The following is a 24,881-nucleotide window of genomic DNA, read 5'->3' as shown; positions in this document are numbered from 1 at the left end:
GGCAGCGAGGGCGCCGGCGGCTCGCCCCGCCGCAGCTCGCGCGCGATGCCGAACAGCGCCGCGCTCCAGGCCGCGGCCAGCAGCGCCCAGCCCCAGGCGCCCTGCAGGGTGACCAGTGCGAAGGGGGTGTAGCTGCCCGCGATCAGCAGGTAGATGGCGCAATGGTCCACCCGCTGCCAGAACAGCTTCCTGCGCCCGCGCGTGCTGTGGAAGAGGGTGGATGCTCCGTAGAGCGCCACCATCGACAGCCCGAACACCAGCGCGCTGGCGGTCCTGGCCGGGTCGTTGCCGGGCACCGTCTTCGTCAGCAGCAGGGCGGAGCCGGCCGTGGCCAGCATCAGCCCGAGCAGGTGGCTGTAGCCGTTGAAGCGTTCGCCCTGGTACATGGTGTCACCTCAAAGAATGAATGGAGTGGGCCTCGGCTTTGCTGCGCCGTTGTGACACATCAGACAACGAAGGTCGCGGCGGCACATCTGCCGTTGGCCTTAGACCTCCTGCAGATTGAGGACCGCCGAACGCACTGGCCCTGCGGCTTGCCACTGCGCCGGCGATGCCCTAAGTTCCCCGGAGAACAACCTCGACCAGGAGACAACCAATGCCCCGCTTCGACACCGTCCGCATCGACCAGGACCCGCAGCACCCGCGCATCGCGCGCCTGCTTCTCGACCGCCCGGAAAAGCTCAATGCCATCGGCAACACAACGCCGGCCGACATCCGCCATGCCGTCGATTGGGCGCAGGCCGAGGACGAGGTGCACGTGATCGTCGTGGAAGGTGCGGGCCGCGCGTTCTGCGCCGGCTACGACCTGGGCGAATACGCGGAGGGACGCCACCTCGAAGGGCAGCCCGACCATCCATGCCGGCAGGAGAAGAAGCCCTGGGACCCGATGATCGACTACGCCGCGATGAAGGCCAATACCGAGGACTTCATGTCGCTGTGGCGCTGCACGAAGCCCACCATTGCCAAGGTGCACGGCTACGCGGTGGCGGGCGGCAGCGACATCGCGTTGTGCTGCGATCTGCTGGTGATGGCCGACGACGCGAAGATCGGCTACATGCCCACCCGCGTGTGGGGCTGCCCGACGACCGCCATGTGGACCTACCGTCTCGGCGCGCTGCGCGCCAAGCAGCTGATGTTCACCGGCGACACGATCAGTGGCGCCCAGGCCGCCGAATGGGGCCTCGCCAACTTCTCCGTGCCGGCGGCCGAGCTCGACCAGGCCACGCTGCAGCTGGCGCAGCGCATCGCCGGCGTGCCGAGATCGCACCTGATGATGCACAAGCTGGTGGTCAACCAGGTGTGGCTGTCGATGGGCCTGGAGCAGAGCCAGATGTTCGCCACCGTGTTCGACGGCATCACGCGGCACAACCCCGAAGGCATGTGGTTCCGGCGTCATGCCGAGGTGGAGGGCTTCAAGAGCGCGGTGGCCTGGCGAGACAGCGGCCGCCCTATCCCGGAAGGGGACGAAGCGCGCGCCTTGGTGGCCGAGCTCGAGACACGCCTGGCACAGGCACGCGCCGCCTCAGGGCAGCGCTGACAGGCCCTGGCCGGCCAGCAGCCCGCCGAGCAGCAGCATTGCCGAGCCCACGAAGGCATCGAGCCAGCGCCACGCGGCCGGCCGGGCGAACAGCGGCGCCAGCAGGCGGGCGCCGGTGCCCAGCGTCGCGAACCAGCCCGCGCTGGCCAGTGCGCTGCCCGCCACGAAGGCCGCCTTGCCGGCGCCGGGCTGCTGCGCACCGACGGCGCCGACGAGCAGCACCGTATCGACGTACACATGCGGATTCAGCAGGGTGAAGGCGGCCGTCTGCGCCATCACGCGCGAGAGCGGGCTGGGCGTGCCGGCGGCAGGCGCGGCGTGCAGCGCGCCGGGATTCAGCGCACGCCGCCAGGCCAGGGCTGCGTAGGCACAAAGGAAGAGGGCGCCGCCGATCGTCAGTACCGGGGCCAGCATCGGCAGGCGCTCGAGCACCCGGCCCATGCCGACCACGCCGAGCGCCACCAGGAGCGCGTCGGCCAGGGCGCAGAACAGGACGACGGGCAGCACATGCTCGCGCCGCAGCCCCTGCCGCAGCACGAAAGCGTTCTGCGCGCCGATGGCGGCGATCAGGCCCAGGCTGAGGGCGAAGCCGGTGGTGAACGAGGGGAGGAAGCTGCTGGCCATGCGCTGATGATTGGCGTTGCGGCAAAATCAGTCCAGTTAACTTATCTGCAGCTGCATTAGGAATACTTCATTGCTGGACTACCTCTCCCTCTCGGCCGTGGCGCAGGTGGTGCGCGAGGGCAGCTTCGAGCGCGCGGCGCGCGCCCTGCACGTGACACCCTCGGCGGTGTCCCAGCGCGTCAAGCAACTGGAGGATCGGCTGGGCTTGGCGCTGGTCGTGCGCGGGTCGCCTTGCGTGGCGACCGAGGCGGGCGCCTGGCTCTGCCGCCACGTGGAGCAGGTCGACATGCTCGAGCGGGAGCTGCACCGCGCCATGCCCGCCCTCGGCGCCCTCGACGATCCCGACAAGCGCCCGACCCTGCGCGTGGCCGTCAATGCCGACAGCCTGGCCACCTGGTTCATTCCTGCCCTCGCGGCCTTCAGCGCGCGCGAGCCGGCCCTGGTGGACCTCAGCGTGGACGACGAGACGCACACGGCCGAGTGGCTGCGCTCCGGCACCGTGCTCGCCGCCGTGACCTCCAACCCCAAGCCCGCCCAGGGCTGCCGCAGCGTGGCGCTGGGCCAGATGCGCTATCGGGCCACGGCGAGCCCGGCGTTCAAGAAGAAGTACTTCGGGCGCGGCGTCACCGCCAAGACGCTGGCTGACGCACCCAGCCTGGCGTTCAGCCGCAAGGACAGGCTGCAGGCGCAATGGCTGCACGACGTATGCGGCCAGGCGGTCGAGGTGCCGCGGCACTGGCTCCCGTCGACCGAGGCCTTCGTGGCGGCGAGCATGGCCGGCGTGGGCTGGGGAATGAATCCCGCGACGCTGGTCGCGCCGCAACTGCGCGACGGCAGCCTGGTCGAACTGGTGCGTGGCGCGGAGTTGCAGGTGCCGCTGTACTGGCACCACGTGCGGCTGAAGATACCGATGCTGGAGCGGCTCACGCTGGACGTGCTTGCGGCCGCGCGCGAGGGGTTGGAGCCATAGGGGGTCCCGGGCCCTGCTCAGGGCCACCAGTGCCGCACCGTGATGGCGATCACGCGCGCCGCCTGCCGGCGCAGGTCGCCCGAAGGCGAGCGCTGCAAGGGCGCATGTCGCGCAACGGCAGGGCTGGGGAGCAGGAACAGGTGTCGGCCGCGCACTGGGGCGGAGGCGGGTGGGTGGAGGGTTTGCATGCCGGTGCCTTGGATTTTTTCTCGGGAAGGCAGGGCATCTTAGCTGTATAAAAATACAGTGTCATGACAGCCTCCTGCCAACGCCCCGCCTGGCCGCCAGCAAAAGGCAGAGCCGTCCTCAGCCGGCGCTGCGCCGCACCTGCACCGTGGCCTCCAGGCCTTGGTAGGCCTCGGCCTCGCCGAACCAGCTCCCGCTGATCGGCGCCGCAAGGGCAGGGTCGCGTGCCACACCGACGCGGATCAGCTGACCACTGCCCATCGTCAGGTTGTTGGTCGGATCGAAGGCGACCCAGCCGGCACCCGGGAGGTAGGCGTGCAGCCAGGCGTGGGTGGCGCCGGCCCCGGTGACCGCCTCGCCCGGCGCGATCTCGCCGTCGTCGAGCGCGGCGTCGTAGAGGTAGCCCGAGACGAAGCGCGTCGCCACGCCGAGCCGGCGCGCCGCCTCCATCATCAGCAGCGCATAGTCGCGGCAGCTGCCGCTGCCCAGCGCCAGCGTTTCCAGCGGCGTCTGCGTGCCTTCCTCGTCGCGTGCCGAGTACTCGAGGCTCTGGCCGATGTGCGCGTTCATGCGGGTCAGGACCTCGAGCGTCCCGTTGGGCTTGTCGATATGCAGGAACTGGTGGGCCCAGCGGATCAGCGTGCCTTCGGGGTCGTCGTGGTGTGGACGCAGGTAATGCTCCAGGTCCAGCCGGTCCTGCACCGAGTAGGCGAAGGGCAGGTACTCGGCCATGGGCTCCAGCGTGAGCAGGTCCGGCGGCTCCGCCACATGCTCGATGGTGAACGAGCACACGATGCGCAGCTCCGTCGCCTCGCCCGTCGGCTGCACCAGCGCGATCGAGTTCGAATTGGGATCCTGGATCATGCGCACATGCGCATCGGGGCTGACATGCAGGTCGGTGGCGAGCACGCGCAGGTCGTGGCTGTCGCGGGGCCTGAACATCACGCGGTGCAGACCGAAGCGCACCGGCTTCTTGTAGCGGTAGACCGTGGTGTGAGTGATGTCGTAGCGGATGGCCATGGCGGATGGGGTTGTCTTTGCCTGGAATGACGCGCCGCCTGTTCGCGAACGCTCAGCCGGTCGGCGCATTGTGGCGCCGTCCGGCCGGCCGGCGCTGCGCATCGAGGGCGCGGGCCTGCAATGCCGGCAGCGCCAGGGGCTCGCCATGCCAGCGCGCGGCGAGGAGCTCGGCACAGAGCGCGGCGAAGCTGAGGCCGCGCGAGCCCAAGGCGGTACACAGCCAGGGACCGGCCGGTGCGTCCGGGCTCAGCGGGCCGACCAGGGGCCGCCGGTCGCTGGAGGCGCAGCGCACGCCGGCCCAGGCCTGCAGTTCGCCACGCTCGAACAGCGGCGCGAGCTGACGCGCTGCCTCCGGGTGCAGGCGCGCGAGGCGCTGCCGGTTGGCTTCGGCGTCTTCGCTGCGAATCCCTGTCTCGTCATCGTCGCGATCGAAAGTGGCGCCACTGAGCCAGAGCGCGCCGCCGGGATCGGGCACGTGGGCAATCAGGTGGCCGTCGCCGTTGATCGGCATCGGGGGCAGGCGCATGCCCTCTGCCATGCGTCCCCAGGCGAGCTGGCCGCGCACCGGCTGCAGCGGCATCGCAGGCGCGAGCGCGGCGCTCTGGTGGCCGGCCGCGATCACGACGCGATCCGCTTCAGCCAGCAGCTCGCCTTCGGCGTTGCGCAACACGCAGCCCCCCGGCGCAGCCTCGATCCGCGCAACGCGGCTTCCCGTCCGGACGCGGATGCCGGGCTGATCCAGCCAGCGCTCCACCAGGCGCACCGGCCGCACCCAGCCGCCGCGTGCATGCCAGATGCCGACCGCATCGGCGGGCAGGCCGGCTTCGCGCAGTTGCTCGGGGGAGGCGTGCCAGGACTCGTTCGCCCCGTCGGCGCTCCAGCCTTCCGGCAGGCGGCCCAACCCGGCGCCGCGGCGCTCGAGCACCCCGCTGGCGCTCCACTCAGTGCCTTCGTCCAACAGCGTCCTGGCCTGCTCCCAGGTGGCCCGCACGCCAGCACGGATCAGCCGGGAGAGCAGGGCGTCGTCGGGCGAGACATGCGGTGCAAGCACGCCCGCCGGCAGGCCCGAAGCGCCGGCCGCTGGATGCGGCCCGGCTTCCAGCACCTCCACCTGCCAGCCCCGCCGCGCCAGGCTGGCGGCGACAGCGGCGCCTGCGAGTCCGGCCCCGATCACCGCGCAGCGACCCGGTGCCGAGACAGCCGCCGGGTCCGGTGCATGCCGGCGCAGCGGCCACGACGGATCGAAGACACCCAGCAGGCAATCGCGCTTGGGCGGCAGACCGGGCGCCTTGTGCAGCCGAAAGCCGCAGGGCGCCAGCGCATCGCGCACCGGCCGCGCCACGCTCCAGGTCGCCAGCCGCGTGCCGCGGCGCGCAAAGCGTGCCGCGGCCTTCAGCGTCTCGGCCGACCACATCTGCGGATTGCGCTCGGGGCTGAAGCCATCCAGGAAGATGCTGTCGGCCTCGAAGCGATGCTGTGCGCGCAGCATCGCCTGCACATCGCCGACGCACAGGGTGAGCAGCACCCGGCCGTCTTCGAAGACGAGGCGATGGAAGCCCGGCAGCAGGCCCCACCACTGCGCCGCCAGCGTCTCTGCCAGCGCAGCGAGCTCGGGGTAGCTTGCCGCGGCCCGCAGGAGATCCTCCCGCCCGACCGGGTAGGCCTCGATCGAGACGAAGTGCAGCAGCCCCGGACGTCGAGCGTCCTGGCGCCAGGCCTGCCAGCTTGTCAGGAACGAAAGGCCGAGCCCGAAGCCGGTTTCGAGAATCCGCCATTGCGGCTGGCCGGCCCACGCCTCGGGCAGGCCGCAGCCGCCCAGGAACACGTGCCGGGCCTGCGCCACGGCACCGCTTTCGGAGTGATAGATGTCGCCGAAGCGCGCGCTGTGCGGCACGCCGTCGGCGCCCCAGGCGACCGGCTCGGCCATCGCGCGCGCCAAACGATCAGTCTGCCGGGGGAACGTAGCCCTGCGCGACGTCGGCGCCTTCGCCGAAGAAATGCTTTTCCATCTGGCGTGCCAGGTACTGGCGGGCGCGCGCATCGGCCAGGTTAAGACGGTTCTCGTTGACCAGCATGGTCTGCTGCTTGAGCCAGGCGGCCCACGCTTCCTTGCTGACGCTTTCCCAGATGCGCTTGCCGAGTTCACCGGGGTAGGGCGGGAAATCGAGCCCCTCGGCCTCTTTGCCGAGCTTGATGCACTGGACCATGCGTGCCATTTGGATGCCTCTTGAAGGGGTGGGGTTGCTTAGTTGATTTGGCTATTTAGAACTGAGAACTCAGTCGTTCCAGTTTCCTTATGCCGTATTCAGAATTCGAAGCTTCACTGTTATGCCTTCCAGACGCACAAGACCATGAGCTACCGCCGCGACTTTATCAAGCTTTCCCTCACTGCCGCCGCTGCGGCCGGCATCGCCCTGACGACGTTGCCGTCGTTCGCGCAAGGCGTGACGCTGCTCAACGTCTCCTATGACCCGACCCGCGAGCTCTACGTGGACTACAACAAGGCCTTTGCCGCCTACTGGAAGGGCAAGACGGGGCAGGAGGTCACGATCAAGCAGTCGCACGGCGGCTCGGGCAAGCAGGCGCGCTCGATCATCGACGGCATCGACGCCGATGTCGCCACGCTGGCGCTGGCCGGCGACACCGATGCACTGGCGAAGCACGGCGGCCTGGTCAAGGCCGACTGGCAGAAGCGCCTGCCACACAACTCGGCGCCTTACACCTCGACCATCGTCTTCCTGGTGAAGAAGGGCAATCCCAAGGGCCTGAAGGATTGGGACGACCTCGCCAGGCCGGGCGTCCAGGTGATCACGCCGAACCCCAAGACCTCCGGCGGCGCGCGCTGGAACTACCTGGCGGCATGGGAGTTCGGCAAGCGCAAGTACGGTGGCGATGCCCAGGCCAAGGCGTTCGTGGGCAAGGTCTTCAAGAACGTGCCGGTGCTGGACACCGGTGCCCGCGGCTCCACCATCACCTTCGTCCAACGCGGCGTGGGCGACGTGCTGCTGGCGTGGGAGAACGAGGCCTTCCTGGCGCTGAAGGAATTCGGCCCCGAGAAGTTCGAGATCGTGGTGCCCTCGATCAGCATCCTGGCCGAGCCGACCGTGACGGTGGTCGACAAGGTGGTCGACCGGAAGGGAACGCGCGCCGTGGCCGAGGAGTACCTCAAGTACCTCTACTCCGACGAAGGCCAGGACATCGCGGGGCGCAACCACTACCGCCCGACCTCCGAGAAGGCCAAGGCCAGGTACGACAGGCAGTTCCCGAAGCTGACGCTGTTCAATATCGACCAGGCCTTCGGCGGCTGGGCGAAGGCGGACAAGGAGCACTTCGCCGACGGCGGCTCCTTCGACCAGATCTACGCACCCACCAAGTAGGCACGGCCACGCGACTGCGTCGTCGCCAGGCTCCAAGTCCCCACCGGCCGCGGCCGGCGCCCATTTGCCGTAACAATGGGCGCCACAAGGAGAGAGCCATGGCCGGATTCGAAGTAGGTGAGATCGTGGACGCGCTGCGCGCGGCACGCGATGAATGGCGCGATGCCCAGAAGCGTTCGCGCGAACCGGGCAGCCGCGAGTTCCCCTCGCGCGATGCGCTCGCCGCGATCGTGGAATCGCTGAAAGGCGCGCTGTTCCCGATGCGGCTCGGCCCGCCCGAGCTGCGCCACGAAGGCGAGGACTTCTACGTCGGCCATACGCTCGATTCGGCCCTGCAGTCGCTGCTGGTGCAGGCCCGGCTGGAGCTGCGCTACAACGCGCGCCACCATCCGCGCGAAGCGGCCGCCATCGATGGCGAGGCGCAGCAGGCCGTGCGCGACTTCGCCGCGGCGCTGCCGGCGATCCGGCGACTGCTCGACGGCGACGTGCTCGCCGCCTACCAAGGAGATCCGGCAGCACGCAGTGTCGACGAGGTGCTGCTGTGCTATCCCGGCATCCTCGCGATGATCCACCACCGGCTCGCGCATCAGCTCTATGGGCTCGGGCTGCCGCTGCTGGCGCGCATCGTGGCCGAGCTGGCGCATGCGCAGACCGGCATCGACATCCATCCCGGCGCACACATCGATGCCGGTTTCTTCATCGACCATGGCACCGGCGTCGTCATCGGCGAGACCACCGTGATCGGAAAGCGCGTGCGGCTGTACCAGGCGGTGACCCTCGGCGCCAAGCGCTTTCCAACCGACCCGGAGGGCAACTTGCAGAAGGGGCTGCCGCGGCATCCGATCGTGGAGGACGACGTGGTGATCTATGCCGGCGCCACCATCCTCGGCCGCGTCACGCTGGGCAAGGGCGCGGTCATCGGTGGCAACACATGGATCACGGACGACGTGCCGGCCGGTGCCAACATCACCCAGGCGAACCTGCAGAAGGCGGGTTGCGATTGAGCTGCGATTGAGGTGCGATTGAGTTGCGATTGAACTTGTCCAGAAAAGGTCAAAGGCGCTTCGCATAATTTGCCGGACCCTCTGCCCACCCACTTTCCCAAGGAGCTTTCATGAGCCAGACCCGAATCGCCGTCATCGTCGGCAGCCTGCGCAAGGACTCGTTCAACCGCAAGCTCGCGCTTGCCATTGCCCATCTCGCCCCCTCGGACTTCACCTTCGAGCATCTGCGCATCGACGACCTGCCGCTCTACAACCAGGACGACGATGGCAACCAAGCGCCTGCGGTCAAGCGGCTCAAGACGGAAATCGCGGCCGCGCAGGGCCTGCTGTTCGTGACCCCGGAATACAACCGCTCCATGCCCGGCGTGCTCAAGAACGCGATCGACAACGCCTCGCGGCCCTATGGGCAGAGCGCGTGGGCCGGCAAGCCGGCGGGCGTGATCGGGGTCTCGGTCGGTGCCATCGGCACGGCGCTCGCGCAGCAGCACCTGCGCAACGTGCTCGCCTATCTCGACGTGCCCACCATGGGCCAGCCCGAGGCCTTCATCCAGAACAAGGAAGGCCTGTTCGACGACAAGGGCCATATCGCCGAAGGCAGCAAGAAGTTCCTCCAGGGCTGGGTGGACGCCTATGTGGCCTGGATCAAGCGGCACGGCAGCTGAGAGCGGCCCGGCAAGGCAGGCTGACCCGGCGGGGCGCCGTGCGCGCCCGCGCTGTTCAGGCTGCGATGGCCGCGCGGTCCTGGTTCGCCGCTTCGCCCGTCGCGGCCGAGATGTCGGCACGCGCTGAGCTCAGCGCGGCGGCCTTGGGCGCGTCGCCCATCGCCAAGCCCTCGGCGCGCACGAAGCGCACGTCGGTGATGCCGAAGAAGCCGAAGATGACCTTCAGATAGCTTTCCTGGTGTTCCGTTGCCCGGCCGCCTTCGCTGGTCGAGTAGATGCCGCCGCGGGTCGATGCCACGATCACGGTCTTGCCGCCGGCCAGGCCGACGGGGCCCTTGTCCGTGTAGCTGAATGTGCGGCCGGCCTGCGCCAGGCGGTCGATCCAGGCCTTGAGCTGGCTCGGCACGGCGAAGTTGTAGAGCGGTGCCCCGATGACGATCACGTCGGAGGCCAGGAATTGGCTCACCAGCCGCTCGGAAACGGCATTCTCCCGGCGCTGGGCATCCGTCGGGCTGGCTTGCACGCCGACCTTGATGCCGAGCGCATCGGCATTGAAATGGTTGGGGGTGTCGACGGCGAGGTCGAGGTACTCGACGCTCGTGTTCGGATGGCTCTTGCGCCATTCGGCCACGATCTCCGCGGTCAGCTGGCGGGAGACGGAGTTGGTACCGAGGACACTGGAATCGACGTGCAGCAGTTTCATGATCAATCGCTCTCTTTCGATAAGGCACCGGCGCAGGGATCGGTCGGCATGGGTATGAGTCTATGCATGAGTCGACTGATTGATAAGTCGGCAAGATTCACACACATCGTCCTGTTGATGGAACAATCCGGGCCATGCAAGACCTGAACGACATGGTTTTCTTCGCCGAGGTGGCCGAGCGTGGCGGCTTTGCGGCCGCCGGCCGGGCCCTTGGCATTCCCAAATCCCGGCTCTCGCGCCGGGTCGCCGAACTGGAAGCCCGCCTGGGCGTGCAGCTGCTGCAGCGCAGCACCCGGCAGCTTTCGCTGACCCCGGCCGGCGAGCTCTACCTGCGGCACAGCATCGCCATGCGCGATGCCGCAGAGGCGGCCGCCGAAGCCATCGCGCAGGTGCAGACCGAGCCGCGCGGCCTGGTGCGCATCAGCTGCCCGATCACGCTGGCGCAGAGCGGCGTGGGCGTGCTCGTGTCGCAGTTCATGCGGCGCTACCCGGCGGTGCAGATCGAGATGCGCATCCTGAACCGGGCGGTCGACCTGGTCGAGGAGGGCATCGACCTGGCGCTGCGCGTGCGGCCTGTCATCGAGGACAGCACCTCGCTGGTTGCCAAGCAGCTCGCCATCGCCCGGGGCGTGCTGGTGGCCAGCCCGGAGCAGTTGCGCCGCCAGGGCCCCGTCGGCACGGTGGACGAGCTCGCGCGCCTGGACACCGTGGCCCAGTCGGCCGCGGATGGGCGGGTGAACTGGTGCCTGGAAGGCCCCGATGGCGCATCGCACACCGTGCAGCACAGGCCTCGCTACCTGGCGGACGATCTGCTGACGCTCAAGTTCGCGGTGGTGGAGGGCATCGGCGCCAGCATCCTGCCGGGCTACATGTGCAAGGAGGACCTCGAGGCGGGCCGGCTGGTGGAGGTGCTGCCTGGGTGGGGGCCGCCGGCTGGCATCCTGCATGCGGTGTTTCCGTCGCGGCGGGCGCTGGTGCCGGCGATCCGGAAATTGATCGATTTCCTGGGCGAGCACGTCGGCGCGGAGGGCTTCAATCTCATGGTGTAAGGTGGCGCTTATTCGATTTATGCCATATTCAAACAAGTAGATATTCGTTTGGCTTTGAAGGGACGCTCTGCAGAATTGGCGCTCCGATCGCTGACAGACGAACCCAGCGCACCGATGGGCGCCCGTCCCCAAATCGAACCATTGGCAACCCCATGACTTTCAAGACGACAAAAACGATCATTGCCGCCCTCGCGCTGGCGGCCGCCTCCGGTGCCGCCTCGGCCCAGACCCTGCTGAACGTTTCCTACGACGTGGCCCGCGAGTTCTACAAGGACTACAACGCGGCCTTCGTCGCGAACTACAAGAAGACCACGGGCAAGGACGTCAAGATCGACCAGTCGCACGCCGGCTCCAGCGCGCAGGCGCGCGCCGTCGCCGACGGCCTGGCGGCCGACGTGGTGACCATGAACACCACCACCGACATCGACTTCCTCGCCAACGCCGGCGTGGTCGCCAAGGACTGGGCCAAGCGCTTCCCGCAGAACGCGGCGCCCACCACTTCGACCATGCTGTTCCTCACGCGCAATGGCAACCCCAAGGGCATCAAGGACTGGGACGACCTCGTCAAGCCCGGCGTCCAGGTGGTGATCGTCAATCCCAAGACCGGCGGGAACGGCCGTTATGCCTACCTCGCGGCCTGGGGCTACGTGAAGAAGAAGGGTGGCACCGATGCGCAGGCCGCCGAGTTCGTGGGTAAGCTGTTCAAGAACGTGCCCATCCTCGCGCGCGGAGGGCGAGACGCCACCACCGCCTTCCTGCAGCGCAACATCGGCGACGTACTGATCACCTTCGAATCCGAAGTGGTCTCCATCGAACGCGAGTTCGGCGCCGGCAAGGCCGACGCCGTCTATCCCTCGATCAGCATCGTGGCAGAGAACCCGGTGGCGGTGGTCGAGCGCACCGTGGCAAAGAAGGGCACCGGCGAACTCGCCAAGGCCTACCTCGACTACCTCTATTCCGACGAGGCCCAGGAGATCGCGGCCAAGCACGCCCTGCGCCCGCGCTCTGAGGCGGTGCTCAAGAAGCACATCGCCACCTTCAAGCCGCTGCAGCTCTTCACCGTGCAGGAGCTGTTCGGCAGCCTCGGCGAGGCGCAGAAGGTGCACTTCAACGACGGTGGTCAGTTCGACAAGCTGTACACGCCCGGCGCAAAGTAAATGAGCGCCGCGCCGAGCCGCCTCAAGCAAGCGAACGGCCCCCTTGGAGGGCAGCGAGGACGCGTTAGCGCCGAGCGTGGGGGCCACGGATGAGCGGAGCTCTCTCTTCGGCGCTGCCGTCCTCGGCAGCGCCTTTGCCGCGTCCGGGGAATACGGGCGTGTCCCGCCGCGTGCTGCCCGGCTTCCACCTCACGCTCGGCTTCTCGATTTTCTATCTCTGCCTGATCGTGCTGATCCCGCTGTCGGCACTGGCCTTCAAGACCTCGCTGCTCAGCTGGGAGCAGTTCTGGACCGCGGTGACGGCCCCGCGCGTGATGGCCTCGTACCGCCTGACCTTCGGCGCCTCGCTCATCGCGGCGCTCGTCAACCTGGTCTTTGGCCTGCTGGTGGCGTGGGTTCTGGTGCGCTACAAGTTTCCCGGCAAGCGCATCGTCGATGCGCTGGTCGACCTGCCGTTCGCGCTGCCCACCGCCGTGGCAGGCATTTCGCTGACCGCGCTGCTCGCGGGCAACGGCTGGATCGGCCAATACCTCGAGCCCCTGGGCATCAAGCTGGCCTTCACGCCGGCCGGCGTGGTGATCGCGCTGATCTTCATAGGACTGCCGTTCGTGGTGCGCACCGTGCAGCCGGTGCTCGAGGACACCGAGAAGGAACTCGAGGAGGCCGCAACCAGCCTCGGCGCGACGCGGCTGCAGACCTTCACCAAGGTGATCCTGCCCTCCATCACGCCGGCGCTGCTGACCGGCTTTGCCATGGCCTTTGCCCGCGCGATCGGCGAATACGGCTCGGTGATCTTCATCGCCGGCAACATGCCGATGATCTCGGAGATCACGCCGCTCATCATCATCGGCAAGCTGGAGCAGTACGACTTTGCTGGCGCGACGGCGGTCGCGCTGGTGATGCTGGTGATCTCCTTCGTGCTGCTGCTGGTCATCAATGCGCTGCAGGCCTGGCAGCGGCGGCGTGGGGCTTCGGCATGAGCAGTACCCGCACCGTTCGCCGAGCGCAGGCCGGCACCACCGAGTCGCGATGGGTGCGCTTCACCCTGATCGGGCTGGCGCTCGCCTTCATGTTCCTGTTCCTCGTGCTGCCGCTGGCCGCTGTGGCGACCGAGGCGCTGCGCAAGGGCGTCGACGCGTACCTCGACGCATTGAAAGAGCCCGATGCATGGAGCGCCATCCGCCTCACGCTGATCACCGCCGCCATCGCGGTGCCGATGAACCTGATCTTCGGCGTCGCCGCTGCCTGGGCCATCGCCAAGTTCGAGTTCCGCGGCAAGGCGCTGCTGACCACGCTGGTCGATCTTCCCTTCGCGGTGTCGCCGGTGGTGGCGGGCCTGATCTACGTGCTGGTCTTCGGCGCGCAGGGCTGGTTCGGGCCGTGGCTCGCGGAACACGACATCAAGATCATCTTTGCCGTGCCCGGCATCGTGCTGGCCACCGTCTTCGTGACCTTTCCCTTCATTGCGCGCGAGCTGATCCCGCTGATGCAGGCGCAGGGCACCGAGGAGGAGCAGGCCGCCATCGTGCTCGGCGCTACCGGCTGGCAGACCTTCCGGCGCGTGACCCTGCCCAACATCAAGTGGGGGCTGCTGTACGGCGTGATCCTGTGCAATGCGCGCGCCATGGGCGAGTTCGGCGCGGTGTCGGTGGTCTCGGGCCACATCCGCGGCCAGACCAACACCATGCCCCTGCACGTGGAAGTGCTCTACAACGAATACCAGTCGGTGGCCGCCTTCGCCGTTGCGTCACTGCTCGCCATCCTGGCGCTGGTCACGCTGGTCATCAAGTCCGTCATCGAATGGCGCCACGAGCGCGAGATGAAGGCCCTGGCCGAGCTGCCGCCCGAGCGGCCGCTGTCCGCCGCCGGTGCCTGAGGAGTACAGAACATGAGCATTGAGATCCGCAACGTCAGCAAGCAGTTCGGCGACTTCCACGCACTGCGCGACGTCAGCCTCGACGTCGACTCCGGCGAACTGGTCGCGCTGCTGGGCCCCTCGGGCTGCGGCAAGACCACCTTGCTGCGCATCATCGCGGGCCTGGAGACGGCCGACGCCGGCAGCATCCTTTTCGCCGGGGAGGACACGACCGACGTGCATGTGCGCGAGCGCCAGGTCGGCTTCGTCTTCCAGCACTACGCGCTGTTCCGCCACATGACGGTGTTCGAGAACGTGGCCTTCGGCCTGCGCGTCAAGCCGCGCAGCCTGCGCCCGAGCGAGGTGCAGATCAAGGCGAAGGTCCACGAACTGCTCAAGCTCGTCCAGCTCGACTGGCTGGCCGACCGCTACCCGGCCCAGCTCTCCGGTGGCCAGCGCCAGCGCATCGCGCTGGCCCGTGCGCTGGCGGTCGAGCCCAAGGTGCTTCTGCTCGACGAGCCCTTCGGCGCGCTCGACGCCAAGGTGCGCAAGGAATTGCGCCGCTGGCTGCGCCGGCTGCACGACGAGCTTCACGTCACCAGCATCTTCGTCACCCACGATCAGGAGGAGGCGTTGGAAGTCGCCGACCGCGTGGTGTTGATGAACAGCGGCCGCATCGAGCAGGTCGGCTCGCCGCAGGACGTCTGGGACCATCCCGCCAGCCCGTTCGTCTATGGCTTCCTCGGTGACGTCAACCTCTTCCACGGCCGCGCGCACGAAGGCGAGGTGCATGTCGAAGGCATCCGCATCGAGTCGCCCGAGCACCGCGAGCTGCGCAACGGAAAGGCCCTGGCCTATGTGCGGCCGCACGACCTCGACATCGAGCGCTACGTGCCCGGCGCCAGCGGCATCGTCGCGACCCTGAGCCGTGCCATCGTGGTCGGGCCGATCGCGCGCCTGGAACTCGAGCCGGTGGAATCGAATCCAGATAATCCTGGTTCCGCAACCATCATCGAGGCGCAACTCCCTGCGCAACAGTTTCGGGACTTGGGCCTACGGGAAGGCGAGACGGTGGTTGCCACCCCACGCCGGGCCCGGGTCTTCGTAGAGGGGCACTGATTTGTTCGACTGGTATTTCGGAGCGCCGCGCCGCGCGCTCGCGCTGATCTGCGCTGCCTGCGTGGGTATGCTGGCCTTCGGGCTCTATCTGCAGCACGTGGTGGGCCTCGAGCCCTGCCCGATGTGCATCGTGCAGCGCTATGCGCTGGCGCTCGTGGCGGTTTTCACAGGCCTTGGCGCGTTGGGCAGGAGTCGCGGCCTGCAGCTCACCGGCGCGACGCTCGCGTTGGTGACGGCCGTCGGCGGCGCCTACACCGCCGCGCGCCAGAGCTGGCTGCAGTGGTATCCGCCCGAGGTCGTGTCCTGCGGGCGGGATCTGTACGGGATGATCGAGACCTTCCCGTTGAAGCGTGCGCTGCCGATGATCTTTCGCGGCGGCGGGGACTGCACGCAGATCGACTGGACCTTTTTGGGGTTGTCGATTGCGAACTGGTCCTTTATCGCCTTCGTGGTGTTCGGTTTGCTGCTCCTGGGGCTGCTGTTCTCGCGTGGCCCTCGCTCCGATGCCCCAAGCGGCAGGGCGGCGAAGGTGGCGTGACCGGGCGCGGGTCAGACCTCCCCGCCCTCGTACTATTTCTCAAGTTCCAGGCGACCCGAAAAGCTCGCCTGGAGACCGTCGGACATCTATAGTTTCAGCACCCCCTTGCGGGCTTCATTTTAGATGAAATTGGATTTAAATTTATTCAGATAATTTCTGAAGTCCGCGGGCGAGTTGATTGCCAAGCCGGTAAGTGCGCCGAGGGATGTATAAAACCCCTTGGGCTGGTTGAGAAGCTTGTGAAGTGCGCTGAGTTGCTCGCCGAGTTTGCGCATGCCCTTGCGCTTTTCTTCCGGGCAGCTTTCAATAAATTCCGTGCTTGTCAGGAGAGTCACGGTGAATTTCAACTTATTGAAATTGTCGGCCAGCCCTGCCGTGGCCTCTTCCAGTCCTTTGATTTTCGGTGGTCCGTCGAAAACTTCTTTCAGGAGCCTGTTTATGTTCCTGTCAAAATTAAGGCTGAAGTCGATAATTTCTTCATATTCGTGCGAGGCATTGAAAGGGCAATTTGGCATGTTGTCCCTGATGAAAGCCGCGGTGTTGTTTCGAAGCGTCTTGCGCTCCGACCCACTCAGTTGATGAGCTGAATCTCGAATCCCTTCCATTGCATCTTGCAATCCTTTTGCCAATGGGGTGGAATTCTCGTTTCGAGGTGAGAACGGTGTTTGCGCCTTGCCGGTGCCGAAGTCAAGCTCGACTCCCTTGAAGTATTCTTCTGCCAAGGCTTCCTCGTGGAGCTCAATTTGCGCGGAAAGCATCGATTTCAGATCGCTCACGATCAGCGGAGCGGCGTCTACTGCAAAATTGCTGCCATCCAGTTCTATTTGCATGAATCCGCTTTTGATCGAGTTGTACAAAGCGTCGTTTTGTTCTGGGCTTGCGTTTGTGATCTTTAAGATGGCTTGACGTGCAGCAATTCTCCTTGCCTTGAATTGCTCAGGGAACAGTGCTCGCTTGAATCCCGTCCCCTTGCCTTTGCTCACATAGAGGACGCGGGAGCCGTCTTTACCGACTTTTGCGTGAATACTGCTTTCGTCTCCCGCACGGTTCAGGAAATCCTGCATCTGCTGGACGGTCGTAGCGGTGGTGATTGCAAGAGAAGGTGTTGAAGGCATGATGTTTGATCTGGAAGCTGGCGTGTCGTGATTAGTAACGCGCCTCGATCGCAAAATTCAACTCAAGTGGAAAAAAATCACGAAACGCTCAGGACCCTGTGCCGGCCGTTCAAATTCGGAAGAACTCTGGCAATGTCTTCCTGTTTTTCAAGCAGCATGAAGATGGAAAATGTTTCCAAGCGGGTGCTGCCGGGCCATGGCCTTCCTGCCCGCGAAGTTGTCCGTCGCGGTTCCTTCAGTACCTGATCCGGTGAGTCAGGAGCCGCGTTCTACTGCCGCGGCGGCAGGAGCCAGGGTCGCTCAGAGCGGCAGTGTGTCGAACGCGGCGTAAGACGTAGCAAGCCAGCTCTTGACGCGCTGGCGCTCCAGCAGCCCGAGCGCGTTCTGGCCCTCGCGGTCGTTGACCGCCTTCCAGAAGCTGGTGTTGCGCGCATCGATCTTGCGCATGCTCGCGTCGTGCAGGCGGGGCAGGGCGATCACGCGCGCGCCGTGCGCCGTCGCCTTGCTGAGCGATTGCGAGCCGAGCAGCAGGGCGAAGTCATTGCCGCGGCCGTAGTTCTGCACCACGATGTAGTTGGGGCGGTTGCCGAAGGTGTCGACCAGCGTGCCGAGCAGATCGCTCGAGTCCTTGCCGTCGTCCAGCACATGCCAGAAATTGACCGTCACGCCGAGCCCGGCGAAGACCTCGAAAAGCTCCGAATCCTTGATCCAGCGTGCCAGCGGCGCCAGCGTCTGCGCGGCGAGGTCGACGATCACGCTCTGCTGCGGATGCGTCTCGAAGCCGTTGACCACGGTGTCCAGGCCCTCGTAGGTGTCCACCACCACCGGCGAAGCGAAGCCCTCGTAGAAACGGGTGAAGGAGCTGTGCGATCGATCGGTGTCGAAGCCGACGAAGAGGACTTCGGCCTCGGTCGAGTTGCTCGTGAAGAGGGAAATGTCGCGCCAACGTGGGTCATCGGCGGGAACGTTGACGAAGTGCAGCAAATAGCGCCCTTCGAACTTGTGATCTGCGACTGCCTGTTTTGTGCTCGTAGAGACAAATGCCGGGTCCGTATAAACATCGCCTGGCTTCAGGTTTTCATCGAACAGGAAGTTCGTGCCGCGGAAGAGTTCCGTGCCGGGCGGCAGCGGCGGCAGCTTGGCAAGCCTCTTTGTAACGCCTTGATCAAGTTCTTGAACGTTTTGGGCGGAGCGACCGGAGCCCCGAGCAAAGGGTCCGGGATCTGCCTGAGCGATTGCTGGACGTACTGGAAGCCGTCCTGCCCGTACCACTTGATCGCGACGACCTCGTCGGCAGTCAACTTGTGATCCTCAATCAACTTTTTCGTATCGTCATTGCCGAGCAGCCCCGATAGGTAGTGCTCCAGAGTATGTGGAAGCAGGCTGGCCAGATCCTGGTTGGCCTTGGAGGCATCCCGATAGAGATCGGATTTGTGCAGGACTTCCGTGGGGGTCTTGACCCGGCGCGCTGGAACTAGGTCGGCAACTGTTTTCTTCAGCCATTGCGACGGAGCGCGCCCGTTTGGATCTTGCGGATGATCCAGCGACTGGCCAAGATCCGTGGTGCCCGACGGAGGTTTGGAATTGCTCAAGGGCGTTTGCCCGGCCCGGGGAAAGAATTGAACCTCCTGCCGTTTCAGGAGTTCTTTTCTTCTTGCAAGTGCGGCAATTTTCTTCTGTCTAACCGTCGTGGTTTTCGATTGCCATGGGGTGTGAGTCGGAGTTTGTCTGTCTGAAACTGCAGATTGGTTTGCGTTCAGATGTACGTCTCGTTCCAGATCGTTGCTTGCGATTTTTTCAGTCGACTGTTCGGATTCGGAGAAGCTCGAAGCCTCCTTATCGATGGAGGCCGATCGTTCTTCGCTTCCGGTCGACGATTTTTCTTGGAGAGTGCTGGAGGATGACGAGCGATCGCAATTTGTATCGAGGATCTTTGTACGAGGAGCTGCCTTTATGAATTTCCTTTTGGGAACAATTCGGGCCAGCTCTGTCGAGGATGATGTATTTGCTCCTTCCGTCGTTTTTTTCTCAGGAAGTGAAGCGGCGCCAGCACGACGCGTTGGAATCGCTGGCTTGAACGAGGTCAAACGATTGCTCATGGCCTATTGATTACCTGCTTGCATGGAGGCGATGCGCCGCACGGCTGTGTGGTGCCCGCCACTGGAACCCCCTGTCGCCTTCGGAAGCCGCTGTCACCCGGCTTTTTCTTCAATGATCAGGAACAGTCAGGAAACCAAAGTTCCATTGCTTGGCCGGCTGTGGGTCGACCTGTTCTCGAAGCATTGTGAAGAGGGCATCGGGAGTCGATCAGCTGGGGCAGACCGCGCCGCGGGGATACTTTTCGCCGGCTTGGGAAACATTTGTGACCCTGCCTTTTTCGAAGAATGCGAAACATTCAAGAAACGAAAGTTTCCATCGCCAAGCGGCCCCAGGAGGCGAACTATCTTTGAACCATCGCGAAGAAGGGCCCCAGGTTGCCCAGCAGCCAGTTCTGGCTGAAGTCCAGCGCCGCTCGCCGGTACTTCTCGTCGGCCTGCGCGGCCATCAGGTCGAGCCGTGCCACCACCTTCGACAGCTCGCGGTCGACCACCAGGTTGCGCCCGCGCTCGCTGATCTCGGTGGCCAGCAGCAGCGGCTGGCCGTCCGTGCCGGTCTTCGAGCCGATCAGCCAGAGCGAGATCTCGACGTTGCGCGCCGCGCGGTAGCTGTTCTCCGCGTTCACGCCGTCGAGCATGGTCTGCTCCCAGGTACCTCCGTTGGCGTGCTTGAGCAGCGAGGCCCATCCGACCACCAGCGCTGCGACGCGGTCGCCCTCGTAAGGCCGAGGCTGGGTCTCGAAGGCGAGGCGGATGGCGTCGATGCCGCTGGCGCCGCGCAGCTGGGCGAGGGGGATGTCCTGCGAGATGGCGTCCCAGGTGCGCTGGGTGGCGTCCTCCGCGCTCGGCGCCCACTTGCGCCATTCGCGCGGGTTGCGGCGGTACAGCGAAAGCTGCACGCGCCGTATCGACTGCAGGTTGTCGCGCAATGCAAGGTTCGCGATTCGATTGGCGCCGCTCTGCAGCCACTCGTTGTTGCCATAGGGCTCGGCGCGCTCGGTGCTGGCGCAGCCCGAAAGGCCGAGGGCCGCAGCGGCCAGGCCGCCCACGAGTACGGCGCGGCGCGCGAGAGGGGAAGACCGGAGGGTTTCGCTCATGGCCTGCACGTTATCATCGCCGCCTCGGGCAGAGAGCCGATCCCGGAGGATCAGATCGGCAAATATTCCCTTACAAATCAATATCTTGGCAACCTAGGCCAGACCAGCCGTGCGTCTCAATTCGATCAAGCTCTCCGGCTTCAAGTCCTTCGCGGAACCCACCAATTTCCTTTTGCCCGGCCAGCTGGTGGGCGTGGTAGGCCCCAATGGCTGCGGCAAGTCGAACATCATGGACGCGGTGCGCTGGGTGCTCGGCGAATCGCGCGCTTCCGAATTGCGTGGCGAGTCCATGCAGGACGTGATCTTCAACGGCACCACCACGCGCAAGCAGGCCAGCCGTTCGAGCGTGGAACTCGTGTTCGACAACGCCGATCACCGGGCCGGCGGCCAGTGGTCGCAGTTCGGCGAGATCGCAGTCAAGCGGGTGCTGACGCGCGACGGCAATTCGAGCTATTTCATCAACAACCAGCCGGTGCGCCGCCGGGACGTGCAGGACGTGTTCCTGGGCACCGGCCTCGGCCCGCGCGCCTACGCGATCATCGGGCAGGGGACGATCAGCCGGATCATCGAATCCAAGCCCGAGGAGCTGCGGCTCTTCCTCGAGGAAGCCGCCGGCGTCTCCAAGTACAAGGAGCGCCGCCGCGAGACCGAAAACCGCCTCGGCGACACGCGCGAGAACCTCACCCGCGTCGAGGACATCCTGCGCGAGCTCACCAGCAATCTCGAGCGGCTCGAGAAGCAGGCCGAGGTCGCCACCCGCTACAACACGCTGCAGGCCGACGCGACGCGCAAGCAGCACCAGCTGTGGTTCCTGAAGCGCAGCGAGAGCGAGGGCGACCAGGCCAAGGTCAAGGCCGATGGCGAGAAGGCCATCAACGACCTCGAATCGCGCATGGCAGACCTGCGCCATGTCGAGTCCGAGCTCGAGACCGTGCGCCAGGCGCACTACGCCGCCGGCGATCAGGTCAATCAAGCCCAGGGCAAGCTCTACGAGGCCAGTGCCGAGGTCGGCCGGCTGGAGGGCGAGATCCGCTTCGTGGTCGAGGGGCGCCAGCGGGTCGAGCAGCGCCTGGTGCAGCTCGGCGAGCAGATCGCGCAATGGAACACGCGGCGCGAGGACGCGGAAGCCGAGATCGAGACGCTCGCCGGCCAGGGCTTGAACGCCGAGGAGCAGGCCGAGCTGCTGGCGGCCCAGCTCGAGGAGCACGACGCGCGCCTCCCCGGCCTCGAAGAAGCGCAGCAGCGCGCCCAGGACGAGGCCAATGCCCAGCGTGCGAGCGTCGCGCAGGTGCAGCAACAGATCCAGGTGCTTGCCGCCGACCAGCGCAACATCGAGGAGCAGACCCGCCAGCTCACGCAGCGTGCCGAGCGCCTGCGCAGCGACCAGAACGCGCTGGCGGCGCCCGACGAAACGCGCCTGCGCGATCTGCAGCAACAGCTGGCCGCCGCGCAGGAAGCAGCCAGCGAAGCCGATGCGCGCCTGCACGATTTGCAGGAAGCCGTGCCGCAGCTCGACGAGGACCGTCGCGGCAAGCAGCAGGCCGTCAACACCGAGGGCGCGCGCCATGCCGAGCTGTCGGCCCGGCTCGAAGCCTTGAAGGCCCTGCAGGAAAAGGTCAAGACCGACGGCAAGCTGGCCCCCTGGCTGGCCAAGCACGGCCTCGAAGGCCTGCAGGGACTGTGGAGCCGCATCCACATCGAGCAGGGCTGGGAAAACGCGCTCGAAGCCGCGCTGCGCGAGCGCCTTGGCGCGCTCGAGGTCAGCCGCCTCGACATGGTCCGCGCCTTCGGCGGCGATGCGCCGCCGGCCAAGCTGGCCTTCTACAGCCCGCCCATGGCTGCCGCGCCGCAGGCGCAGGGCGCGCTGCCGCGCCTGGCGGACCTGCTGCGGCTCGGCGACGCCGGCCAGCAGGCGCTGCTGGCCGACTGGCTGCACGGCTGCTTCACCGCGCCGACGCTCGAAGAGGCCCTGGCCCAGCGCGACAAGCTGCAGCCCGGTGAAGCGATCTACGTCAAGAGCGGCCATGCGGTCACGGCCCATAGCGTGAGCTTCTACGCGCAGGACTCCGAGCAGGCCGGCCTGCTGGCGCGCCAGCAGGAGATGGAGAACCTGGAGCGGCAGCTGCGCGCCCAGACGCTGATCAGCGAGGAGGCCCGCACCGCATTGGCCCGCGCCGAGGCAGCCTACGGCGACGCTGCGCAGCGCCTGGTCGCGGTGCGGCGCGAAGCGGCCGACACGCAATCGCGCGCGCACGAGCTGCAGGTCGAGACGCTTCGCCTCACGCAGCTGGCCGAGCAGACGCGCGCGCGCAGCGAGCAGTTGTCCACCGACCTCGGCGAGGTCGAGGCCCAGCTCGAGGAACTGCAGGAAAAGCGCGTCGCCGCCGAGGGCCGCTTCGAGGAACTGGACATGCAGCTGGCCGACAGCCAGGAACGCCATGCCCAGCTCGACGAGCGCGTGATCGAGGCCGGCCGCGCCCTGTCCGCCAGCCGCGAGCAGCACCGCAGCCTGGAGCGCCAGGCGCAGGAGGCGGTCTTCGCGCAGCGCACGCTCGAAGCTCGGCGCGCCGAGCTCAACCGCGCCATCGAGACGGCGACCCAGCAGGTGGCTTCGCTCACCGAAGAGAACGAGCGCGCCCGCGCCGAGCTCGGCCGCCTGTCCGACGCCGCGGCCCAGGCCGGGCTGCAGGACGCGCTGGCCCTCAAGCTGGAGCGCGAGACCTCCTTGGGCGCCGCGCGCAGCCAGTACGACGACCTCACGCTCAAGCTGCGTGCCAGCGACGAGCGCCGGCTGCAGCTGGAGCGCGAGCTCGATCCGCTGCGCCAGCGCATCACCGAGCTGCAGCTGAAGGAGCAGGCCGCGCGCCTGGGCTTCGAGCAGTACCAGCAGCTGCTGGCCGACGCCGAGGCCGACCTGGAGGCGATCGCGCGGTCGATCGAGGAGGACAAGGTCCGGCTCACCGGCCTGCAGTCGGAGATCGACCGGCTCAACCGCGAGGTCGCCTCGCTGGGTGCCGTCAACCTCGCCGCCCTCGACGAGCTCGCGGTGGCGAGCGAGCGCAAGACCTTCCTCGACGCGCAGTCGGCCGACCTGAACGAGGCCATCAACACGCTGGAGGACGCGATCCGCAAGATCGACGGCGAGACGCGCGAGCTGCTCGGCGGCACCTTCAAGATCGTCAACGAGCACTTCAGCCGCATGTTCCCCGAGCTCTTCGGCGGCGGCAACGCCAGGCTCATGATGACCGGCGACGAGATCCTCGACTCCGGCGTGCAGGTGATGGCCCAGCCCCCGGGCAAGAAGAACCAGACCATCCACCTGCTTTCGGGCGGCGAGAAGGCGCTGACCGCGATTGCGCTGGTGTTCGCGATCTTCCAGCTCAACCCCGCGCCTTTCTGCCTGCTGGACGAAGTGGATGCGCCGCTGGACGACGCCAACACCGAGCGCTACGCCAAGCTGGTGACGGCGATGAGCCGCGAAACCCAGTTCCTCTTCATCAGCCACAACAAGATCGCGATGGAGATGGCGGAGCAGCTGATCGGCGTGACCATGCAGGAGCAGGGCGTCTCGCGCATCGTGGCGGTCGACATGGAGTCCGCCGTGTCGATGGCCGAGGCTGCATAGGCGCCGGATGAGCAACCTCACCGTCGCCCTTGCCATCCTCGGCGGCCTCGTGCTGGCCTCGGTGGTCGGCTACAACGCCTGGATGTCGCGCCGCAGCGCGCCGCGCCAGCCCGATGCGCCGAACGGCGATCGGCCCGAAACGGTGTCTGCGCCGCTCAGCCGGGACGAAGAGCCGGTGCTGCACGTTGCCGGGCACCCGGTGGCCGGCGCCGAGCGCCACGAGCCGCTCTTCGACCCCGACCTCCCGGCGCCCAGCGCGCTGCCGATCCCGACGGCCGACCGCCGCGGCGGCCTGGACCCGCTGATCGACGTGATCGCGCCGATCACGCTCGAGGGCCTGGCATCGGGCGATGCGGCCATCGCCGCCATGCCGGCCACGCGACGCGCCGGCAGCAAGCCGGTGGCGATCGAGGGCCTCAACGAACACACCGGCGAATGGGAGCCGGCCGCGCCCGGCCAGCGCTACGGCGCCTTCCAGGCCGGCGTGCAACTGGCCAACCGCACCGGTGCGCTGAACGAGATCGAGTATTCCGAGTTCGTGGTCAAGGCCCAGGCCTTCGCCGATGCCGTCAACGGGGCGCCCGAGTTCCCCGAGATGCTCGACGAAGTCGCGCGGGCGCGCGAGCTCGACCAGTTCGCGAGCGCGCACGATGCCCAGCTGAGCTTCGTGCTGCGCGCGCTGCACGCTGCCTGGAGCCCGGGCTATGTGCAGCAGAACGCCGCGCGGCTGGGCTTCGTCGCCGGCATCATCCCCGGCCGCATGGTGCTGCCTGCGAGCGAGCTCGGCCTGCCGCCGATCCTGGGCCTGTCCTTCGACACCCAGGCCGCACTGGCCGACGACCCGGCCCAGTCCGCCATCCGCGAGCTCACGCTGAGCCTGGACGTGCCCCAGGTCGACCGCGCCGAGCGCCCCTTCGCGCGCATGCGCGAAACAGCGGCAACGTTGGCGCGCGAGATGGACGGCCTCGTGACCGACAGCGACGGCCAGCTGCTGCGGGAGGAGACGATGGACGCAATCGGGGCCGACCTCGAGCAGCTCTACGACACCCTCGATTCGCGCGAGCTTTCGGCTGGATCGCCGCTGGCCAGGCGACTCTTCAGCTAACCTCGCCCCCGATCCCGGAGATTCTCATGACACCACGCGAGG

22 protein-coding genes and 2 pseudogenes are annotated in these 24,881 nt (G+C 66.7%); 13 read left to right on the top strand and 11 right to left on the bottom strand.

Annotated features, from left to right (window positions below; genetic code table 11):
• A pseudogene (trhA, locus tag APY03_RS43330) lies at positions 1 to 386 on the bottom strand (PAQR family membrane homeostasis protein TrhA); the annotation flags it as partial.
• Positions 387 to 592: 206 nt separating this feature from the next.
• Between trhA and APY03_RS06270 the strand changes: the two are divergent.
• Positions 593 to 1,537 (top strand): annotated as a pseudogene (locus APY03_RS06270) (crotonase/enoyl-CoA hydratase family protein); the annotation flags it as partial.
• On the opposite strand, the gene APY03_RS06265 reads toward APY03_RS06270, so the two are convergent.
• Positions 1,523 to 2,161 (bottom strand): LysE/ArgO family amino acid transporter, encoded by a 639-nt coding sequence (locus APY03_RS06265; protein ID WP_068675005.1) that lies wholly within the window; start codon positions 2,159 to 2,161, stop codon positions 1,523 to 1,525. The pseudogene APY03_RS06270 and the gene APY03_RS06265 sit on opposite strands and share 15 nt — an antisense overlap.
• Before the next feature lie 70 nt (positions 2,162 to 2,231).
• Here APY03_RS06265 and APY03_RS06260 point away from each other — a divergent pair, with 70 nt between their 5' ends.
• Positions 2,232 to 3,131 (top strand): LysR family transcriptional regulator ArgP, encoded by a 900-nt coding sequence (locus tag APY03_RS06260; RefSeq protein ID WP_068675003.1) that lies wholly within the window; start codon positions 2,232 to 2,234, stop codon positions 3,129 to 3,131.
• 17 nt (positions 3,132 to 3,148) lie between these two features.
• Here the strand turns inward: APY03_RS06260 and APY03_RS41245 are convergent, their stop codons facing one another.
• The 4 genes from APY03_RS41245 to APY03_RS06245 form a co-directional block, all read right to left on the bottom strand.
• The gene (locus APY03_RS41245) at positions 3,149 to 3,319 is read right to left on the bottom strand and encodes a hypothetical protein (protein WP_157103378.1); all 171 of its coding nucleotides are present in this window, start codon (positions 3,317 to 3,319) and stop codon (positions 3,149 to 3,151) included.
• Positions 3,320 to 3,437: 118 nt separating this feature from the next.
• Positions 3,438 to 4,337 carry a transglutaminase family protein gene (locus APY03_RS06255; RefSeq protein WP_068675001.1) on the bottom strand — a complete coding sequence of 300 codons (900 nt, stop codon included), beginning with the start codon at positions 4,335 to 4,337 and terminating at the stop codon, positions 3,438 to 3,440.
• Positions 4,338 to 4,389: 52 nt separating this feature from the next.
• Positions 4,390 to 6,264 (bottom strand): FAD-dependent 5-carboxymethylaminomethyl-2-thiouridine(34) oxidoreductase MnmC, encoded by a 1,875-nt coding sequence (mnmC, locus tag APY03_RS06250; RefSeq protein WP_068674999.1) that lies wholly within the window; start codon positions 6,262 to 6,264, stop codon positions 4,390 to 4,392.
• A 16-nt stretch (positions 6,265 to 6,280) separates the two neighbouring features.
• Positions 6,281 to 6,553, bottom strand: a complete 273-nt coding sequence (locus APY03_RS06245) for an oxidative damage protection protein (protein WP_068674997.1) — start codon at positions 6,551 to 6,553, stop codon at positions 6,281 to 6,283.
• Positions 6,554 to 6,688: 135 nt separating this feature from the next.
• Here APY03_RS06245 and APY03_RS06240 point away from each other — a divergent pair, with 135 nt between their 5' ends.
• From APY03_RS06240 to APY03_RS06230, 3 genes are all read left to right on the top strand, one after another.
• Positions 6,689 to 7,714, top strand: a complete 1,026-nt coding sequence (locus tag APY03_RS06240; RefSeq protein ID WP_068674995.1) for a sulfate ABC transporter substrate-binding protein — start codon at positions 6,689 to 6,691, stop codon at positions 7,712 to 7,714.
• 98 nt (positions 7,715 to 7,812) lie between these two features.
• Positions 7,813 to 8,718 (top strand): serine O-acetyltransferase EpsC, encoded by a 906-nt coding sequence (gene epsC / locus APY03_RS06235; protein ID WP_068674989.1) that lies wholly within the window; start codon positions 7,813 to 7,815, stop codon positions 8,716 to 8,718.
• Between the two features lie 110 nt (positions 8,719 to 8,828).
• Positions 8,829 to 9,380 carry an NADPH-dependent FMN reductase gene (locus tag APY03_RS06230; protein ID WP_068674987.1) on the top strand — a complete coding sequence of 184 codons (552 nt, stop codon included), beginning with the start codon at positions 8,829 to 8,831 and terminating at the stop codon, positions 9,378 to 9,380.
• A gap of 55 nt (positions 9,381 to 9,435) precedes the next feature.
• Here the strand turns inward: APY03_RS06230 and APY03_RS06225 are convergent, their stop codons facing one another.
• Entirely contained in the window at positions 9,436 to 10,083 is a 648-nt protein-coding gene (locus APY03_RS06225; protein WP_068675052.1) for an FMN-dependent NADH-azoreductase, read from the bottom strand.
• A gap of 134 nt (positions 10,084 to 10,217) precedes the next feature.
• On the opposite strand from APY03_RS06225, the gene APY03_RS06220 reads away from it, so the two are divergent.
• The 6 genes from APY03_RS06220 (at position 10,218) to APY03_RS06195 (ending at position 15,801) form a co-directional block, all read left to right on the top strand.
• Positions 10,218 to 11,132, top strand: a complete 915-nt coding sequence (locus APY03_RS06220; protein ID WP_068674985.1) for a LysR family transcriptional regulator — start codon at positions 10,218 to 10,220, stop codon at positions 11,130 to 11,132.
• A gap of 152 nt (positions 11,133 to 11,284) precedes the next feature.
• Positions 11,285 to 12,289, top strand: a complete 1,005-nt coding sequence (locus APY03_RS06215; RefSeq protein ID WP_068674981.1) for a sulfate ABC transporter substrate-binding protein — start codon at positions 11,285 to 11,287, stop codon at positions 12,287 to 12,289.
• An 89-nt stretch (positions 12,290 to 12,378) separates the two neighbouring features.
• The gene (cysT, locus tag APY03_RS06210; RefSeq protein ID WP_068674979.1) at positions 12,379 to 13,269 is read left to right on the top strand and encodes a sulfate ABC transporter permease subunit CysT; all 891 of its coding nucleotides are present in this window, start codon (positions 12,379 to 12,381) and stop codon (positions 13,267 to 13,269) included.
• Positions 13,266 to 14,165 (top strand): sulfate ABC transporter permease subunit CysW, encoded by a 900-nt coding sequence (cysW, locus tag APY03_RS06205; RefSeq protein WP_068674977.1) that lies wholly within the window; start codon positions 13,266 to 13,268, stop codon positions 14,163 to 14,165. Before cysT ends, cysW begins: the two co-directional genes overlap by 4 nt.
• 12 nt (positions 14,166 to 14,177) lie before the next feature.
• Positions 14,178 to 15,263 (top strand): sulfate/molybdate ABC transporter ATP-binding protein, encoded by a 1,086-nt coding sequence (locus APY03_RS06200; protein ID WP_068674976.1) that lies wholly within the window; start codon positions 14,178 to 14,180, stop codon positions 15,261 to 15,263.
• Between the two features lies 1 nt (position 15,264).
• Entirely contained in the window at positions 15,265 to 15,801 is a 537-nt protein-coding gene (locus tag APY03_RS06195) for a disulfide bond formation protein B (protein ID WP_068674975.1), read from the top strand.
• Positions 15,802 to 15,920: 119 nt separating this feature from the next.
• Here the strand turns inward: APY03_RS06195 and APY03_RS06190 are convergent, their stop codons facing one another.
• The 4 genes from APY03_RS06190 to APY03_RS06175 all read right to left on the bottom strand — a co-directional run bounded on the left by APY03_RS06190 (position 15,921) and on the right by APY03_RS06175 (position 20,109).
• Entirely contained in the window at positions 15,921 to 16,916 is a 996-nt protein-coding gene (locus APY03_RS06190; RefSeq protein ID WP_146039372.1) for a hypothetical protein, read from the bottom strand.
• 300 nt (positions 16,917 to 17,216) lie between these two features.
• On the bottom strand, positions 17,217 to 17,900 hold the full coding sequence (locus APY03_RS06185; RefSeq protein ID WP_232081313.1) for a mobilization protein: 684 nt from the start codon (positions 17,898 to 17,900) through the stop codon (positions 17,217 to 17,219).
• An 86-nt stretch (positions 17,901 to 17,986) separates the two neighbouring features.
• Positions 17,987 to 19,015 carry a hypothetical protein gene (locus APY03_RS41240; RefSeq protein ID WP_146039371.1) on the bottom strand — a complete coding sequence of 343 codons (1,029 nt, stop codon included), beginning with the start codon at positions 19,013 to 19,015 and terminating at the stop codon, positions 17,987 to 17,989.
• 341 nt (positions 19,016 to 19,356) lie between these two features.
• Complete coding sequence (locus APY03_RS06175) at positions 19,357 to 20,109, bottom strand: hypothetical protein (RefSeq protein WP_068674971.1); 753 nt, start codon at positions 20,107 to 20,109, stop codon at positions 19,357 to 19,359.
• 109 nt (positions 20,110 to 20,218) lie between these two features.
• On the opposite strand from APY03_RS06175, the gene smc reads away from it, so the two are divergent.
• Entirely contained in the window at positions 20,219 to 23,734 is a 3,516-nt protein-coding gene (gene smc / locus APY03_RS06170; protein WP_068674970.1) for a chromosome segregation protein SMC, read from the top strand.
• A gap of 7 nt (positions 23,735 to 23,741) precedes the next feature.
• Positions 23,742 to 24,839 carry a cell division protein ZipA C-terminal FtsZ-binding domain-containing protein gene (locus tag APY03_RS06165; RefSeq protein WP_068674969.1) on the top strand — a complete coding sequence of 366 codons (1,098 nt, stop codon included), beginning with the start codon at positions 23,742 to 23,744 and terminating at the stop codon, positions 24,837 to 24,839.
• Positions 24,840 to 24,881: the final 42 nt, after the last annotated feature.

The organism is Variovorax sp. WDL1 (genome assembly GCF_001541225.1).
Lineage (GTDB): Bacteria > Pseudomonadota > Gammaproteobacteria > Burkholderiales > Burkholderiaceae_C > Variovorax.
Note: the sequence above shows the minus strand (reverse complement) of the source record. Positions and strands in the feature narration are given on the sequence as shown.

What these genes read in the sequence shown, in the direction of transcription:
- APY03_RS06175 (WP_068674971.1), bottom strand. Translation starts at nt 20,109, where the DNA reads ATGAGCGAAACCCTCCGGTCTTCCCCTCTCGCGCGCCGCGCCGTACTC.
- APY03_RS06165 (WP_068674969.1), top strand. Translation starts at nt 23,742, where the DNA reads ATGAGCAACCTCACCGTCGCCCTTGCCATCCTCGGCGGCCTCGTGCTG.
- APY03_RS06265 (WP_068675005.1), bottom strand. Translation starts at nt 2,161, where the DNA reads ATGGCCAGCAGCTTCCTCCCCTCGTTCACCACCGGCTTCGCCCTCAGC.
- APY03_RS06245 (WP_068674997.1), bottom strand. Translation starts at nt 6,553, where the DNA reads ATGGCACGCATGGTCCAGTGCATCAAGCTCGGCAAAGAGGCCGAGGGG.
- cysW (WP_068674977.1), top strand. Translation starts at nt 13,266, where the DNA reads ATGAGCAGTACCCGCACCGTTCGCCGAGCGCAGGCCGGCACCACCGAG.
- APY03_RS06215 (WP_068674981.1), top strand. Translation starts at nt 11,285, where the DNA reads ATGACTTTCAAGACGACAAAAACGATCATTGCCGCCCTCGCGCTGGCG.
- APY03_RS06190 (WP_146039372.1), bottom strand. Translation starts at nt 16,916, where the DNA reads ATGCCTTCAACACCTTCTCTTGCAATCACCACCGCTACGACCGTCCAG.
- APY03_RS41245 (WP_157103378.1), bottom strand. Translation starts at nt 3,319, where the DNA reads ATGCAAACCCTCCACCCACCCGCCTCCGCCCCAGTGCGCGGCCGACAC.
- APY03_RS06240 (WP_068674995.1), top strand. Translation starts at nt 6,689, where the DNA reads ATGAGCTACCGCCGCGACTTTATCAAGCTTTCCCTCACTGCCGCCGCT.
- APY03_RS41240 (WP_146039371.1), bottom strand. Translation starts at nt 19,015, where the DNA reads ATGAGCAATCGTTTGACCTCGTTCAAGCCAGCGATTCCAACGCGTCGT.
- cysT (WP_068674979.1), top strand. Translation starts at nt 12,379, where the DNA reads ATGAGCGGAGCTCTCTCTTCGGCGCTGCCGTCCTCGGCAGCGCCTTTG.
- APY03_RS06225 (WP_068675052.1), bottom strand. Translation starts at nt 10,083, where the DNA reads ATGAAACTGCTGCACGTCGATTCCAGTGTCCTCGGTACCAACTCCGTC.
- APY03_RS06200 (WP_068674976.1), top strand. Translation starts at nt 14,178, where the DNA reads ATGAGCATTGAGATCCGCAACGTCAGCAAGCAGTTCGGCGACTTCCAC.
- mnmC (WP_068674999.1), bottom strand. Translation starts at nt 6,264, where the DNA reads ATGGCCGAGCCGGTCGCCTGGGGCGCCGACGGCGTGCCGCACAGCGCG.
- APY03_RS06220 (WP_068674985.1), top strand. Translation starts at nt 10,218, where the DNA reads ATGCAAGACCTGAACGACATGGTTTTCTTCGCCGAGGTGGCCGAGCGT.
- APY03_RS06230 (WP_068674987.1), top strand. Translation starts at nt 8,829, where the DNA reads ATGAGCCAGACCCGAATCGCCGTCATCGTCGGCAGCCTGCGCAAGGAC.
- epsC (WP_068674989.1), top strand. Translation starts at nt 7,813, where the DNA reads ATGGCCGGATTCGAAGTAGGTGAGATCGTGGACGCGCTGCGCGCGGCA.
- APY03_RS06255 (WP_068675001.1), bottom strand. Translation starts at nt 4,337, where the DNA reads ATGGCCATCCGCTACGACATCACTCACACCACGGTCTACCGCTACAAG.